This window comes from Neisseria sp. HMSC065D04 (assembly GCF_001815675.1).
Taxonomy (GTDB): Bacteria; Pseudomonadota; Gammaproteobacteria; order Burkholderiales; family Neisseriaceae; genus Neisseria.
Genome location: NZ_KV821530.1, coordinates 1877 through 15113 on the forward strand (window position 1 = coordinate 1877; position 13237 = coordinate 15113).

The following is a 13237-nucleotide window of genomic DNA, read 5'->3' on the forward strand; positions in this document are numbered from 1 at the left end:
CTTGTCCTGATTTAAATTTAATCCACTATATTCGACACAGCCATTTTGCCGAACCATGAAAAAGGTCGTCTGAAACCGGAAAACAGGTTTCAGACGACCTTTGTTTGATGTGGCGGACGAAATAGCGCTGCCGTCAATTGGTGCAACGCCTATCCCTGTCGAAAAAGGCGAAAACCGTTTGAAAGCAACCCTTACGGAGACAAGTAGCTTTACAAACGGTTTTCAGGTCGGCCTAGCGACCCACCAACGATTATTATACCAACATCATGCTTTTTTGACAAACTCTGATTTCAAATTCATCGCGCTGCCGTCGATTTTGCAACCGATATTGTGGTCGCCTTCTTGCAGACGTATGCCTTTTACCTTGGTTCCTTGCTTGATGACCATGGAGCTGCCTTTGACTTTGAGGTCTTTAATCAGGACAACGGTGTCGCCGTCTTGCAACACGGCGCCGTTGGCATCTTTGACGCTCATGGTTTCTTCGGCGGCTTCGCCATCGTTTTCCGTCCATTCAAACGCGCATTCGGGACAGATGTATTGGCTGCCGTCTTCGTAGGTGTATTCGGATTGGCATTGCGGGCAAGGTGGGAGGGACATGGTGGGGATTCCTTTGGTTGAGAAGCGGGGAATTATAGTGGATTAAAATAAAAAAATAAAAATGAGACAAGGCGGCAACGCCCGCCGTGTACGGGTAGTACATAAGGGCGTTGGCAACACCGTATCATTGCAATTTTAATCCACTATATAAGGGAAAGGAGGCAAGGATACGACAGCTTTATACCTAGCTTCAATACAAAACGACCTGTCTTGCAACAGGTCGTCTGAAAACACGGATGCGGCTTAGAGGGACAGCGAAGCTGCCTGAATCAGACCGCGGGCTTTGGCTTCGGCTTCGGCGGCACGCTCTTGCGAGGTGAACGGACCCATTTTGACGACGTATTCGTAGTCGCGTTTCTCCAGGGAAACTCTCGGGCTCATCATGCCGGCGGAAAGGTTTCTCGCCGCCTGGTTCATATAGGCTTGCGCTTCGCGCTCGGTACCGAAGGATTTCAAATCTACGAAAATGTCTTTTCCATCATAAACTTGGGTGCTTTGACCCGGTACGATTTGTTCGACTTTAACATGTGCCGTGCCTTGGTTGATGAAACCTAATTGTTGGGCGGCGGCTTTAGACACGTCGATCACGCGGTTGCCGTGGAAAGGACCGCGGTCATTGACGCGGACGATGACGCTTTTACCGTTTTTGGTATTGGTCACACGGGCATAGCTGGGAATGGGGAGGGTTTTGTGGGCGGCGGTCAGGGCGTTCATATTGTAACGCTCGCCACTGGAGGTTTTACGACCGTGGAACTGGCTGCCGTACCATGAGGCGTTGCCGGTTTGGCTGAAGTTGGATACTTTGGTCATCGGCGTGTAGCGTTTGCCGGCGACTTTGTAGCTGCGGTTGGCGGAGGAACTCAGCTTCTCGGCGCGGACAATGGAGTCGGCTGAGGCGGAATGAATGGAAAGGATGCTGATTGCAACGGCAGTCAGGGTGGAGAAAAGGGTAGTTTTAGATAAAGTCAAAACGTAGTCCGTTCTTGAGTTGATAACGCGGCGGGATGGCTCCCAGGCGGTTTCAGACGACGTATCGGCGGTTTGACAAAAACCAAGCTGTTGTTGGACAGTATCGTCTTGGTTTTTGTCAAACGGCTCAGGGAGACTCCCCAGCGGATGTTATACACCGCCTGCGTAACCGTTTTGCCGCCATGCTTCAAACAGAATCACGGCGACGGTGTTGGAAAGATTCATGCTCCGGCTGCCGGGCTTCATGGGCAGGCGCAGCTTTTGCCCTTGGGGCAGGGTGTCGAGGATTTCGGCGGGCAAGCCGCGTGTCTCGGGACCGAACAAAAAGACATCGCCCTCAACAAAGGAAACTTCGTCGGGACGGGTTTTGCCTTTGGTGGTCAGCGCGAAAATGTGGCGGCCTTCCAAGGCTTTGAGACAATCTTCGAAATTCTCGTGTACCGTCAGTTTTGCAAACTCGTGATAATCCAAACCTGCGCGTTTCATTTTTGCCGAATCCAGCGGAAAACCGAGCGGCTTGACCAGATGCAAATCGGCTCCGGTGTTGGCGCACAATCGGATGATATTGCCCGTATTGGGCGGGATTTCGGGTTGGTACAAAACTATGGTAAACATATAAATCAATCACTTATAGAGGGGCATAATGCCGAAATGTTCCGCAGGTGTCAAAAACTTTAGCTATTTTTTCATTGGCGGACGCGCCAAACTCCAGCAAAAAATCTTGCCTGCGCCTGATTTTTTCAGCGTCCGCGCCAATTCGTTCAGCGTCGAGCCGGTGGTGAACACATCGTCGATTAACAAAATATTACAGTTTTTCGGGATATGACCATTGATTTCAAAAGCATTTTTTATATTGCGAACCCTGTCTGCACTTTTCAGCGTACTTTGCGGCTCGCGATGTCGTCTGAAAACCGTCTGCCTCGGCAGCAGCGTCCAGCCGTAATGTTCAGACAGAATATCCGCCAATTCCTCGCTTTGGTTGAAGCCGCGGTGCAGCCGCCTTTCTTTACTCAACGGCACGGGCAGCACAAAATCGAAATGCTCCGTTTCCAGCCAGTCGGGCGCATGGCGGCGCATCAGTTCCGCCAGCGGACGGCTCATGCCGAGGTCTGCCAAATGCTTCAACGCGCGTATCATACTGCTGACGGGCGGCTCATAATACAGCGAAGCCCACATCCGCTCAAATGCCGGCGGCTTCTTCTGACAGCCTCCGCACACCGCCCCGCCCTGTATAGTGTGGAAACACAAGGGACAACTGTTTGCCGCATCCGTAAAAAACTCTTCCAAGTCCGCCGCGCAGCCGCCGCAAAAACCGCCATACGGCCGGGTTTCGCACGCTGAAACCAAGGCGTGGCATAATACGCAACGGCTTTTGTGCCACCATCCCGCATTGCGCCACCAAGAAAACACATCCATAGAGAAAACAGCCATGCCGCACTCCGCCAAAAAAGTTTATCTGATACACGGCTGGGCAGCGAACCGCCACGTCTTCGACGACCTCATCCCTCGACTGCCTGCCGATTGGGACATCCGCGCCCTCGATTTGCCCGGACACGGCGACGCGCCTTTTGCCGAAAACTTCAACATCGCCGCAATTGCCGAAGCCTTCGCCGAAGAAATCGACGCGCCCGCCCACATCCTCGGCTGGTCGCTCGGCGGCCTGGTCGCGCTCCATCTCGCCGCACGCCGCCCCGACAAAGTCCGCTCGCTCTGCCTGACCGCAAGTTTCGCCCGCCTGACCGCCGACGCGGACTACCCCGAAGGGCTGTCCAATCCCGCTTTGGGCAAGATGGTCGGCGCGTTCCGGCAGGATTATGCCAAACATATCAAACAGTTTCTACAATTACAGTTGCTGCACACACCAAACGCCGCCGAAATCATCGGCAATATCCTGCCCGACCTCTCCCGCCACGGCGCACCACCCGCCCTGCAAGCCGCGCTGGACGCCGTCAACCAAGCCGATGCCCGCCCCCTGCTTTCAAGCATCCAAACCCCGTCGCTTTTAGTGTTTGGACAAAAAGACGCCATCACCCCGCCGCGCATGGGCGAATACCTCAACCGCCATCTGGCGGACAGCGAATTGGTATTGATGGAAAAAGCGGCACACGCCCCGTTTTTAAGCCACGCCGACGAATTTGCCGAACGCTACCGCAGCTTTGTCGAGAAGGTCGTCTGAAAACCTTGTGCCGCTGTTTCCGTTCAGGCGTGAACCCAAAACTTAAAGAATGACGAGGCTTCAGAGTGTGAAATCCGTCGGCGGGAACGACGCCACGCTACCGCAACGACAGCCTTATCCCTTCCCCCGTCCGGCGGGGGAAGGTTAGGATGGGGGTGGTTTTGGATGTACGGAATAAAATAGAGCCATCCCCTCCCGCCGGACAAAAGAGGAAGCAGGTAACCGAGTGCAACGGTTACTGTTTTTTAATATAGTCAATTGAAATTAAAAGAAATCCATACCGCCCCTAAATGGCGGCACGCAAACCCACCCTTCAAAAAAGAAGAAAAAGGTCGTCTGAAACATGAACCCCCAAGACAAACGCTGGCAAATCCACCGCCATCTCGCCCAAGACACCGACGAACGGCTGCAAATCGTCCGCAACGCGCCCAAGCGCATCCTGCTGGTCGGTGCGGACGCGGACATCAGCCGCAGCCTGCTTGCCGCGCGTTATCCGAATGCGGTATTTGAAGAATACGACCCGCGCGCCGACTTTCTCCAAACTGCCTCAGCGGCGCGCAAAAGCGGGTTTTGGCAAAAACTTACCGGCAAAACCGTCCCGCAACACTGCCAAGCCCTGACCGCCCCGCTGCCCGAAGCCTGTGCCGATATGTTGTGGGCGAACCTCAGCCTGCCCCGCGCGGACGAAATCCTGCCCGTCCTGAAAAATTGGGCAAATGCTTTGAAAACAGACGGTTTATTATTCTTCACCCATTTCGGCCGCGACAGCCTGACCGAGCTGACAGGTCGTCTGAAAAGCTCGGGGATAGCGTGTGAAACGCCGACCTTAATCGATATGCACGACCTCGGCGACATGCTTGCCGACAACGGTTTCTACGACCCCGTGACCGATACCGCCAAGCTCGAATTGAGCTACCGCAAGGCGGCGACGTTCCGGCAGGACATGGAAACCTTGGGCTTGTGGCACGCCTTGAAATTCAGCGACGCCCAAGCAGCTGAAGCGTTTGTGGATAAGATTTTTGAAACCGAAGGCGGTCTGACCGTCACACTCGAAACCGTGTACGGCCATGCCGTGAAGAAACTGACGCTGCCCGAAGGAGAAAACGTGGTGCGGTTTTATCCGAAAGGCTGAACGGGTTGGCGGAATGAATGAAAGGTCGTCTGAAAACGTTTTAACGCCATTCGTTAGATGTTTTCAGATGACCTTTTTGTATTTCTTGCTTGGATGGATTCTAGTAATTAATTATCAACCCACCTTACGTTTTGATTTATCAATAGGCTTATTTTCCTCATGCATTGCATTTAATTCAGAAAGATATTCATTTGCCAGTCTACGTTTTTCAGCATCAACAAATCTTCTCAAAATTTGTTTTATCAATGGCTGATATCCAATGCCATACATTTTAGCTAATTCTTTCAAATCAATTAATAAGTCCTTATTGATTCTTAATGAAATTGCCTGTAGCTCAATGGATTTTTGTAAATCTGCAACAGTAAAAGTTGAAACTTTTGCATGTTTTTCAGAATTACCTAATTCGCCATTTTCCCATTTCTCAACGTTGGCATAGATTTCATCAATATTATTCATAGCTAATTCCTATATATGGGATCCATAATCCGTACTATTGTTAGAAGGAGTAGTAAATCTCAGCATTAGATTCAGAAGAATTTAAATAAAAATCTTACACTTCTAACTCGTAGTCATTTTTCATAAACTGATTATTTAGTCTAGCATACAATTTCAGTTCAGCATTATTTGCCTCATATGCTGTTTTTAAATATAAATCCCCATTTTTAGGGACTACTACAACTTTTAATTTACGACCATTATCAGTTTCAGAAATAAACCAAAAGGTTGGTGGGATAGTTTGATTTCCCTCTCTATCATCTTCAAAAAGTCGATCATTTTCATCTAAATTAGAGATACATTGTTCAACTTCTTCTCTATTTACATCATGCTTTGTTGCAAGCTTTAGTTCAATTTTTGTAGAAATAATTAACATATTTTAAAGCCTTATGAAAAATTTCTAAAAGCTACTATTTAATATATTGGGAACTATCTCTAGTTCTATCTATACCTCTCATCTTTGTTTTTAGTATTTACTATTGTATATACAAAAAAGAGTGATGTCAATAACCCTGTTACTAGCGATTATCTAAATTTATTTAGACCCGCTGTAGCATGTTTTCAGACGACCTCTTTTCAAACCCGTATCCGTCAATAAAGCTCTAACGGCACATTCAACAACGCCTGCGCGTTTTCAATCTGCGCGGCGCAGGCGTAAACCTGTGGCAGGACGTGGGCGCAATAGACGCGGGCGTTGTGTTGCTGCGCGGCGTAGAAACCGCTGCCGAAGCCGTCGGCGTCTTCCGTTTGGGCGGATTCGGCGGCAAGGTAGGCGCGGGCGAGTCCGATGGCGCCGAGCGTCAGCCCCATTTGTTGCAGGTAGGCGTTGGACGCGGCGGCGGCGAGGGCGGGACGGTCGGCGTATCCGACCATGCGGGCGATACTTTGTTCCGCCGTTTCAATGGCTTGCGCCAGTTGCTGCGCGGAGGCGGGTTCGGCGGCGGCGAGTTTGTCCGCCAGATCTTTGCCTTCGGCGAGCAGCTTCAAGGGCAGCGCGCCGTTTTTGCCGGTGGTTTTGCGCCCTGCCAAATCGGCTGCCTGTATGCCGTTGGTGCCTTCGTAAATCGGCGTAATCCGCACGTCGCGCAGGTATTGCGCCACGCCGCTTTCTTCGACGTAGCCCGCGCCGCCGTAAATCTGGACGGCGAGGTTGGTCAGGACGACGCCGTTGTCGGTCGGCCAGGCTTTGACGATGGGAATCAGGAAATCCAGTTCGCGCTCCGCCTCTTTGCGCAATACGTTGTCGGGGCAAGCGGCGGCAAAATCGGTCAGGGCGGCGGCGCGCAGATAGAGGGCGCGTTGGGCGGCGAGCGTTGCCTTTTGTATCAACAACATACGGCGCACGTCGGGATGGCGGATAATCGCTACGTCGTCTGAACCGTCCGCCTCGTCGCGTCCCTGCACGCGTTCTTTGGCATAGGCGAGCGCGTTTTGGTAGGCGCGTTCGGCGACGGCGTGTCCTTCGATGCCGACGTTCAGCCGCGCGGTTTTCATCATGGTAAACATATACGCCAAACCCTTGCCCGCCCTGCCGACCAGATAGCCTTCGGCGTTGTCGAACTCCATCGTGCAGGTCGGGCTGGCGTGTATGCCGAGCTTGTGTTCGATGCCGATGGCGCGCACGCCGTTGCGTCCGCCCAAGCTGCCGTCTGCGTTCACCAAATATTTCGGCACGATAAACATCGACACGCCCTGCACGCCCAGCGCGGCATTGGGCAGGCGCGCGAGCACCAGATGGACGATGTTTTCCGTCATTTCCTGATCGCCCCAAGTGATGAAGATTTTCTGACCGCTCAGGGCATACGCGCCGTTTTCTTTCGGCACGGCGCGGGTGGCGATATGGTTCAAATCCGAACCCGCCTGCGGTTCGCTCAAATTCATCGTTCCCGCCCATTCGCCGCTGCACATTTTCGGCAGATAGGTCTGTTTCTGCTCCTCGCTGCCGTGTTTGAACAGCGCGTCCACCGCACCCAGCGTCAGCATCGGCATCAGCGACAGGGCGAGGTTGGCGGCGCACCACATCTCTTCACACGCCGCCGACACAACCGCCGGCAGCCCCTGTCCGCCAAACTCCGCCGGCGCGCGCAAACCCGCCCAGCCCGCTTCGCAGAAATCATAGTAGGCACGCGCCAAATCCGGATGGGTGGTGATCAGGTCGTCTGAAAAACCCGCGCCGTAGAGGTCGCCGGTGCGGTTGGTGTCCGCCCATTGCTCCGACGCAAACCGCGCCGCTTCGTCCAGTACCGCATCCACCGTTTCCGCGTCCAAACCTTCCGCATGGGGCAGTTGCAGGATTTCGTCCAACCTGCCGTGCACGCGGATGCCGAAACGCAATTCGTTTACAGGGGCCGTGTAGCTCATGGAATCTCTCCGAAGTGAATGATTTGAAATGGATTTGGGATAAATTGGTATAGTTATACTAATCCTAAACCACAGGTTTGCAAAGCGCAGACTTTCAGACGACCTCGGGCAAAATAAAAGGCTATCCTTTTATTTTTAAATAAATTATTTCATATCGGGCAGCATGGTCGGAGCGTAGCAGGTTTGAGCGCGGTCAAAGTCGTCAAAGGTCGTCTGAAAAAGATTTCGGGCTTTTCAGACGACCTCCATTTACTGACAACAAGTTATCGTTTCTTCAAAACAATTGGCGGGACTTCTTCCATTTATCGCAATACATAAAACCCATTTGATCGATTTTCCACTCTCCGTCTTCCAAAACCAGCGTATAGGTTTTCTTTTTCCCTCTATAATCCAACACATCTATTTCATATTTTTTATCACTGATTTTCCGTTCAGACGTAATAGTTTCGTTATATTCTGGTGGCATTCGAAAAGTTAAAGCCTCCAGTCGAGACTGTTTCAATGACAGCGCCCTTTTTGATAAAAATTTATGTTGTATGCTTTTAATTCCCTCTGAAAGCTTAACTTTATTTTCTTCTGAATAGAACTCCTCAAAATTATCCTCATCTATATAATTTTGAAGAATTTCTCCCCAATACAGTTCAAAATCTTTCATTAGTTGAATGAATTCAGCTAATGTTTCATGCGCGGTTTTCATATTACGAATTTCCTTTGAAGTGTTCTAAATTGCATTTTACTCATTCCCTATAAAAAGATTTTGGACTTTTCAGACGACCTTTTTAAGAAAACAAATTTTCCGGGAATCAGCCCTTCAACCAACTTTATCAAGGTATTGATTCTTAAGCTAACCGATGACAAGTTATCGTTTCTTCAAAACAATTGGCGGGACTTCTTCCATTTATCGCAATACATAAAACCCATTTGATCGATTTTCCACTCTCCGTCTTCCAAAACCAGCGTATAGGTTTTCTTTTTCCCTCTATAATCCAACACATCTATTTCATATTTTTTATCACTGATTTTCCGTTCAGACGTAATAGTTTCGTCATATTCTGGTGGCATTTGAAAAGAAGGCGCTTCTTGTCTAGCTTGCCTTAAAGATAAAGCTTTTTTAGATAAAAATTGGTGATGTATTTTTTTGATTTCATCAGATTGTTTTTTACTGTTTTCATCTTCATCAACTTCAAAAAAAGTACCTTCATCCAAACTTTTTTGAGTAAGCTCCCCCCAATACAATTCATAATCTTTCATTTGTTGAATGAACTCAGCTAATGTTTCATGCGCGGTTTTCATATGACGAATTTCCTTTAAAGTGTTCTAAATTGCATTTTACTCATTCTCTATAAAAAGGTCGTCTGAAACGCTTATCCGTGTTTCAGACGACCTTTCGCTTTCAGGATTTAAAAAAACGGATTGTGCCGTTTTTCATGCCCGATGTCGGTCATTCTGCCGTGTCCCGCGATGACGCGGGTATCTTCGGGCAGGACGAACAGTTTGGTGCGGATATTATGGATGAGGTCGGCGTGGTTGCCGCGCGGGAAGTCGGTTCTGCCTATGGTTTCGTAAAACAATACGTCGCCTGCAATAAGCAGCCCTGCTTCGGCGCAGTAGAAAACGACGTGGCCGGGCGTGTGGCCGGGGATGTGCAGGACTTGGAAGGCGTGGCTGCCGACCTTGAGCGTTTCGCCTTCGGTCAGCCAGCGGGTCGGCTCGAATGCGGGGGAAACGGGAAAGCCGTATTGGGCGGTCGTTTCGGGCAGGGCTTGCAGCAGGAAACCGTCGTCTGCATGAGGGCCGATGACGGGGACGGGGCGGTGTTCCCGCAATTCCACCACGCCGCCGGCATGGTCGAGGTGTCCGTGGGTCAGCCAAATGGCGGTCAGGGTGAGGTTTTTCGCGTCCAGCTCTTGCAGCAGGTAGGGAACGTCGCCGCCGACATCGGTCAGGACGGCTTCGCGGGTTTCGTCATCCCACAAGAGGGTGCAGTTTTGGCGGAAGGGGGTAACGGCAATGATTTCGGCTTGAAGTGCCATGAGGCGGGATTCCTTGGGTAGTGGTTGGACGGGGGCTTGAACTTCGTTGAAACGATGTTTTCAGACGACCTTCGTTCTGTTTATGCGGTATCATTATTATATTTGAAATAATCACTCACATTATTGGAACATTTATGAGAACTTCAATGCAGGGCATGATACCGATTTTTGCCGCTTTTTTCATCCAAACGGCGCTCGGCGCGGATTTGATGCTGGCGCAGGAATACAAAGACCAAGACATTGCAGGCTGGGCGATGAGCGAGAAGCTCGACGGCGTGCGCGCGTATTGGGACGGGCGGCAATTGGTCAGCAGGCAGGGCTACGCGTTTACGCCGCCCAAAGGCTTTACCGCGCAGTTCCCGCCCTATCCGCTCGATGGAGAGCTGTATAGCGGACGCGGACAGTTTGAACAGATTTCCGCCGCCGTGCGCTCGTCTTCCGGCGATTGGCGCGGCATCCGCCTGCACGTTTTCGACGTACCCAAAGCTCAGGGCAATCTCTACCAACGCCTCGCCGTCGCAACGCAATGGCTGAAAACGCATCCGAACGCGCCCATCACCATCATCCCGCAAACCAAAGTCCGCGACCGGCAGCACGCGATGGATTTTTTGAAACAAATCGAAGCGCAGGGCGGCGAAGGCGTGATGCTGCGCCAACCCGAATCGCGTTACAGCGGCGGCAGGAGCAGCCAATTATTGAAGCTGAAAAGCCAATACGACGACGAATGCACGGTAACGCGGCATTATGAAGGCAAAGGGCGCAACGCCGGACGGCTGGGCGCGGTCGGCTGCAAAAACCAACACGGCGAATTCCGCATCGGCAGCGGCTTCAAAGACAAAGACCGCGACAACCCACCCAAAATCGGCGCGGTCATCACATACCGCTACCGCGGCTTCACACAAAAAGGCACACCAAAATTTGCCACGTTTGTGCGGGTCAGGACGGACAGGTAAAAGCCGATGGTCGAAAGGTCGTCTGAAACCGGATTTTCGGGTTTTCAGACGACCTTTTCATTGCCATCGTTTGGGTATTGCTTTGTACGGCTGTTTAGAAACTCAGCTTCGCGCCGAGGGTAACAGTGCGCGGTTCGCCGATGGAGAGGAAGGGCATAGTGCTGTTTGAGCCGGTGCTGGAGATGTAATGCACTTTGTTGCCGAGGTTTTTACCGGTGAGGCGGACGGTCAGGGGCAGTTTGCCGACTTTGGTGTCGTAGGTCGCGAAGACGTTATAGACCGTAGCGGACGGCAGGGTGAACCAGTTGCCGCGTGTGTCGCCCACACCCCATGAGCCGATATAGCGCGCTCCTGCACCGACACGCCAGTTGCCGCCCAGGGCTTTGCCGAAATCGTAGGTCAAGGTCAGGCCGGCTTCGTGTTCGGGCACACTGTCAAAAGCCTGTCCAACAACGGCGGGATTGGAGGCGTTTTCGAGGATTTTGGTGTCGGTATAGGTGTAGTTGGCAGAAATGCCGAGCTTGTCGGTGATTTTGCCGTTGACATCGATTTCGGCACCGTAAGCGCGGTTTTTGCCGGTTACGCGGGTTTCGTCGTCCACAGTGCCGATGATGTTGCGTTTGGTAATGTGGAACAGGGCGAGGTTGGCACTGAGCAACTTGCCATTGTATTTGGTGCCGACTTCATACGAACGCGAAGTTTCGGGCGGCAGCTCTTTGCCTTTGAAATCGGTACCTCGGGCCGCATTGGGGTTGAGAGATTGGGCATAATTGGCATAAATCGACCAGTCGGGGCGCAACAGATAGACAGCACCGATTTGCGGCAGCAGTTTGAAGCCTTCGCTGTAGTTGCGGAAACGGTTTACCCCGTAGCCTTTGCCGGAAATGCTGCGGTAGTATTGTCCGCGCAGACCGGCGGACAATATCCATTTGTCGCCGATATAAGCGTTGTCCTGCACCAAAATCGCGGCGGTTTTCATGCGCTCGTATTGGCCGCTGTCTTTGGCGTTGGGCTTGGTGCCGGAGGAAGCGATCAGGCTGTCGCCGACGTATTGCGGGTTGTCGATGGAGAAGCCCGGGATATTTTTGCTTCGGTACATATCGCCGAAGGACAAAGTGTTGTCTTGGGCTTGGACGGCGAAGCGCAGTTTGTGGGTAATGTTTTCGTTTTGGTCAACCAGGCCGTTGAGCGAGAATTGCAGGTTTTGCCCTTCGTGTTTGGCGGGGCGCGTACCGTCCACGCGGCGGACAACTTGGCGGGTAGCGGCGTTGTAAGACATGATGCGCGCCTGCCAGTCGTTGTAGAGGTTGCGGCTGTAACCGTACACGCCTTTGACGGTCCAATTATTGTTGAGTTTGTGTTCGCCGCTGATTTGCAGGTTGTGTGCGTCTCCCTTGGAGATATTGAACGGCTCGTCTAAGCGGCGGCGCACCGGAATGTCGATAGGCTTGCCGTAGCTGACGGAATCTTTGTTTTTGGGGCTCAGATCCAGGTAGGTACCCCGGTCAAAGGGGACGGAATAGTTTTGGTATTCGTATGCAGCTAAAAACTTGGTGCGGTCGTTCTGCCAAGAAATCGATGGGGCAAGGACGTTTTGGCGGAACTTGCTGTGTTCCGAACCGTGTTCGCGCCAATGCTCTTTACCTAGATAGTCGGCGATGAAGCGGTAAGCAAAGCCGCTGTTGCCTATGGGACCGGTCGTGTCCAGACCGACTTGGCGCATATTGTGGTTGCCGACTGTCGCGCTGATGCTGTTTTCCGCTTTATAAAGCGGTTTTTTAGCAACAATATTGATGACGCCGCCGGGGTCTTGCACACCGTATAGTACAGATGCCGGCCCTTTTAACACTTCCACGCGCTCGGCGGTTGCCGTGAAACTGCGTGATTGGGTCGATTCCACACCGTTGCGCATTACAGAATGGTCGCGGTTGCCACCGTAGCCACGCTTCACAACCGCATCCAGCGTCCCCGCCATGTTGTTGCCCTGATGCAGGCCGCTGATGCCTACCAGTGCATCTTCCAACATATGTGGCTGCTTGTCCTCAAGCTGTTGGTTCGTTACCGTATCAATACTGTAAGGTGTATCTAGGATGGAGGTGTTCACGCCGGTGATGTCCGACCGCTCTGCCTTGTAACCCGTCTCCATCACCAAACGGCGACCTCGGACTTGAACCGTATCTAATTCTTTTATCTGCACCGCCTGAGCAGCGGTATCGTCGACGGCATAGGCTTGGGTGCCGACGGCAAACAAAGCCAGCGCGAGAGGCGTGAAGCGAAACATTATTTCCATATCCTTTTAGGTTTTTCGATTTGTAAAAAGGCGTTATTTTACATGAGAATACAAAGATAGTGATATGAGTTCTAATGAAAAAATAATGGTTGAGAATCATTATTCTATGATGAATTGAAAGAGAAAATATCCGTATCATCATACCCGCATCGTTGCCCCTGTTTGTGGGCAGGCGGGAATGACGGCTGATGGCTAGTCAGCCGTAGGTCGGATACTTGTATCCGACAAAAG

General features: G+C 51.7%; 14 protein-coding genes. 3 read left to right on the forward strand and 11 right to left on the reverse strand.

The genetic code is table 11. From position 1 onward, the window contains the following. Positions 1 to 264 precede the first annotated feature (264 nt). The 4 genes from HMPREF3050_RS09330 to HMPREF3050_RS09345 form a co-directional block, all read right to left on the reverse strand. A complete protein-coding gene (locus HMPREF3050_RS09330; protein ID WP_003779677.1) occupies positions 265 to 597 on the reverse strand; it encodes a zinc ribbon domain-containing protein YjdM in 333 nt (110 codons plus the stop codon). A 243-nt stretch (positions 598 to 840) separates the two neighbouring features. Beyond that, entirely contained in the window at positions 841 to 1566 is a 726-nt protein-coding gene (locus tag HMPREF3050_RS09335) for a septal ring lytic transglycosylase RlpA family protein (RefSeq protein ID WP_003767781.1), read from the reverse strand. 150 nt (positions 1567 to 1716) lie between these two features. Continuing rightward, entirely contained in the window at positions 1717 to 2181 is a 465-nt protein-coding gene (gene trmL, locus HMPREF3050_RS09340) for a tRNA (uridine(34)/cytosine(34)/5-carboxymethylaminomethyluridine(34)-2'-O)-methyltransferase TrmL (RefSeq protein WP_070774600.1), read from the reverse strand. A gap of 63 nt (positions 2182 to 2244) precedes the next feature. Continuing rightward, positions 2245 to 2997: a ComF family protein gene (locus HMPREF3050_RS09345; protein WP_094113378.1), complete on the reverse strand. Its 753-nt coding sequence runs from the start codon at positions 2995 to 2997 to the stop codon at positions 2245 to 2247. Between HMPREF3050_RS09345 and bioH the strand changes: the two genes are divergently transcribed. After that, entirely contained in the window at positions 2996 to 3742 is a 747-nt protein-coding gene (gene bioH / locus HMPREF3050_RS09350; protein WP_070774617.1) for a pimeloyl-ACP methyl ester esterase BioH, read from the forward strand. The genes HMPREF3050_RS09345 and bioH overlap by 2 nt on opposite strands. A gap of 343 nt (positions 3743 to 4085) precedes the next feature. Continuing rightward, positions 4086 to 4874: a class I SAM-dependent methyltransferase gene (locus HMPREF3050_RS09355; RefSeq protein ID WP_070774604.1), complete on the forward strand. Its 789-nt coding sequence runs from the start codon at positions 4086 to 4088 to the stop codon at positions 4872 to 4874. 114 nt (positions 4875 to 4988) lie between these two features. Here HMPREF3050_RS09355 and HMPREF3050_RS09360 read toward each other — a convergent pair whose 3' ends face one another. The 6 genes from HMPREF3050_RS09360 to HMPREF3050_RS09385 form a co-directional block, all read right to left on the reverse strand. Further along, a complete protein-coding gene (locus tag HMPREF3050_RS09360) occupies positions 4989 to 5330 on the reverse strand; it encodes a CopG family antitoxin (RefSeq protein WP_070774606.1) in 342 nt (113 codons plus the stop codon). Between the two features lie 94 nt (positions 5331 to 5424). After that, on the reverse strand, positions 5425 to 5745 hold the full coding sequence (locus HMPREF3050_RS09365) for a hypothetical protein (RefSeq protein WP_070774608.1): 321 nt from the start codon (positions 5743 to 5745) through the stop codon (positions 5425 to 5427). Between the two features lie 215 nt (positions 5746 to 5960). Further along, a complete protein-coding gene (locus HMPREF3050_RS09370) occupies positions 5961 to 7730 on the reverse strand; it encodes an acyl-CoA dehydrogenase family protein (protein ID WP_070774610.1) in 1770 nt (589 codons plus the stop codon). 274 nt (positions 7731 to 8004) lie between these two features. Beyond that, on the reverse strand, positions 8005 to 8427 hold the full coding sequence (locus HMPREF3050_RS09375) for an NTF2 fold immunity protein (protein ID WP_070774612.1): 423 nt from the start codon (positions 8425 to 8427) through the stop codon (positions 8005 to 8007). A gap of 173 nt (positions 8428 to 8600) precedes the next feature. Then, positions 8601 to 9023 (reverse strand): NTF2 fold immunity protein, encoded by a 423-nt coding sequence (locus tag HMPREF3050_RS09380; RefSeq protein ID WP_070774614.1) that lies wholly within the window; start codon positions 9021 to 9023, stop codon positions 8601 to 8603. Positions 9024 to 9130: 107 nt separating this feature from the next. Beyond that, positions 9131 to 9763: an MBL fold metallo-hydrolase gene (locus HMPREF3050_RS09385; protein WP_040667935.1), complete on the reverse strand. Its 633-nt coding sequence runs from the start codon at positions 9761 to 9763 to the stop codon at positions 9131 to 9133. Between the two features lie 134 nt (positions 9764 to 9897). On the opposite strand from HMPREF3050_RS09385, the gene HMPREF3050_RS09390 reads away from it, so the two are divergent. Then, positions 9898 to 10716: a DNA ligase gene (locus tag HMPREF3050_RS09390; RefSeq protein ID WP_141758430.1), complete on the forward strand. Its 819-nt coding sequence runs from the start codon at positions 9898 to 9900 to the stop codon at positions 10714 to 10716. Positions 10717 to 10810: 94 nt separating this feature from the next. Here HMPREF3050_RS09390 and HMPREF3050_RS09395 read toward each other — a convergent pair whose 3' ends face one another. Further along, positions 10811 to 13006, reverse strand: coding sequence for a TonB-dependent siderophore receptor (locus HMPREF3050_RS09395; protein WP_070774616.1), 2196 nt, complete (start codon positions 13004 to 13006; stop codon positions 10811 to 10813). Positions 13007 to 13237: the final 231 nt, after the last annotated feature.

Bases quoted from the DNA above. Each gene is read 5' to 3' on its own strand.
- HMPREF3050_RS09360 (WP_070774606.1), bottom strand. From the start codon at position 5,330: ATGAATAATATTGATGAAATCTATGCCAACGTTGAGAAATGGGAAAAT.
- HMPREF3050_RS09375 (WP_070774612.1), bottom strand. From the start codon at position 8,427: ATGAAAACCGCGCATGAAACATTAGCTGAATTCATTCAACTAATGAAA.
- HMPREF3050_RS09345 (WP_094113378.1), bottom strand. From the start codon at position 2,997: ATGGCTGTTTTCTCTATGGATGTGTTTTCTTGGTGGCGCAATGCGGGA.
- HMPREF3050_RS09370 (WP_070774610.1), bottom strand. From the start codon at position 7,730: ATGAGCTACACGGCCCCTGTAAACGAATTGCGTTTCGGCATCCGCGTG.
- HMPREF3050_RS09395 (WP_070774616.1), bottom strand. From the start codon at position 13,006: ATGGAAATAATGTTTCGCTTCACGCCTCTCGCGCTGGCTTTGTTTGCC.
- HMPREF3050_RS09385 (WP_040667935.1), bottom strand. From the start codon at position 9,763: ATGGCACTTCAAGCCGAAATCATTGCCGTTACCCCCTTCCGCCAAAAC.
- HMPREF3050_RS09355 (WP_070774604.1), top strand. From the start codon at position 4,086: ATGAACCCCCAAGACAAACGCTGGCAAATCCACCGCCATCTCGCCCAA.
- HMPREF3050_RS09390 (WP_141758430.1), top strand. From the start codon at position 9,898: ATGAGAACTTCAATGCAGGGCATGATACCGATTTTTGCCGCTTTTTTC.
- trmL (WP_070774600.1), bottom strand. From the start codon at position 2,181: ATGTTTACCATAGTTTTGTACCAACCCGAAATCCCGCCCAATACGGGC.
- bioH (WP_070774617.1), top strand. From the start codon at position 2,996: ATGCCGCACTCCGCCAAAAAAGTTTATCTGATACACGGCTGGGCAGCG.
- HMPREF3050_RS09330 (WP_003779677.1), bottom strand. From the start codon at position 597: ATGTCCCTCCCACCTTGCCCGCAATGCCAATCCGAATACACCTACGAA.
- HMPREF3050_RS09365 (WP_070774608.1), bottom strand. From the start codon at position 5,745: ATGTTAATTATTTCTACAAAAATTGAACTAAAGCTTGCAACAAAGCAT.
- HMPREF3050_RS09380 (WP_070774614.1), bottom strand. From the start codon at position 9,023: ATGAAAACCGCGCATGAAACATTAGCTGAGTTCATTCAACAAATGAAA.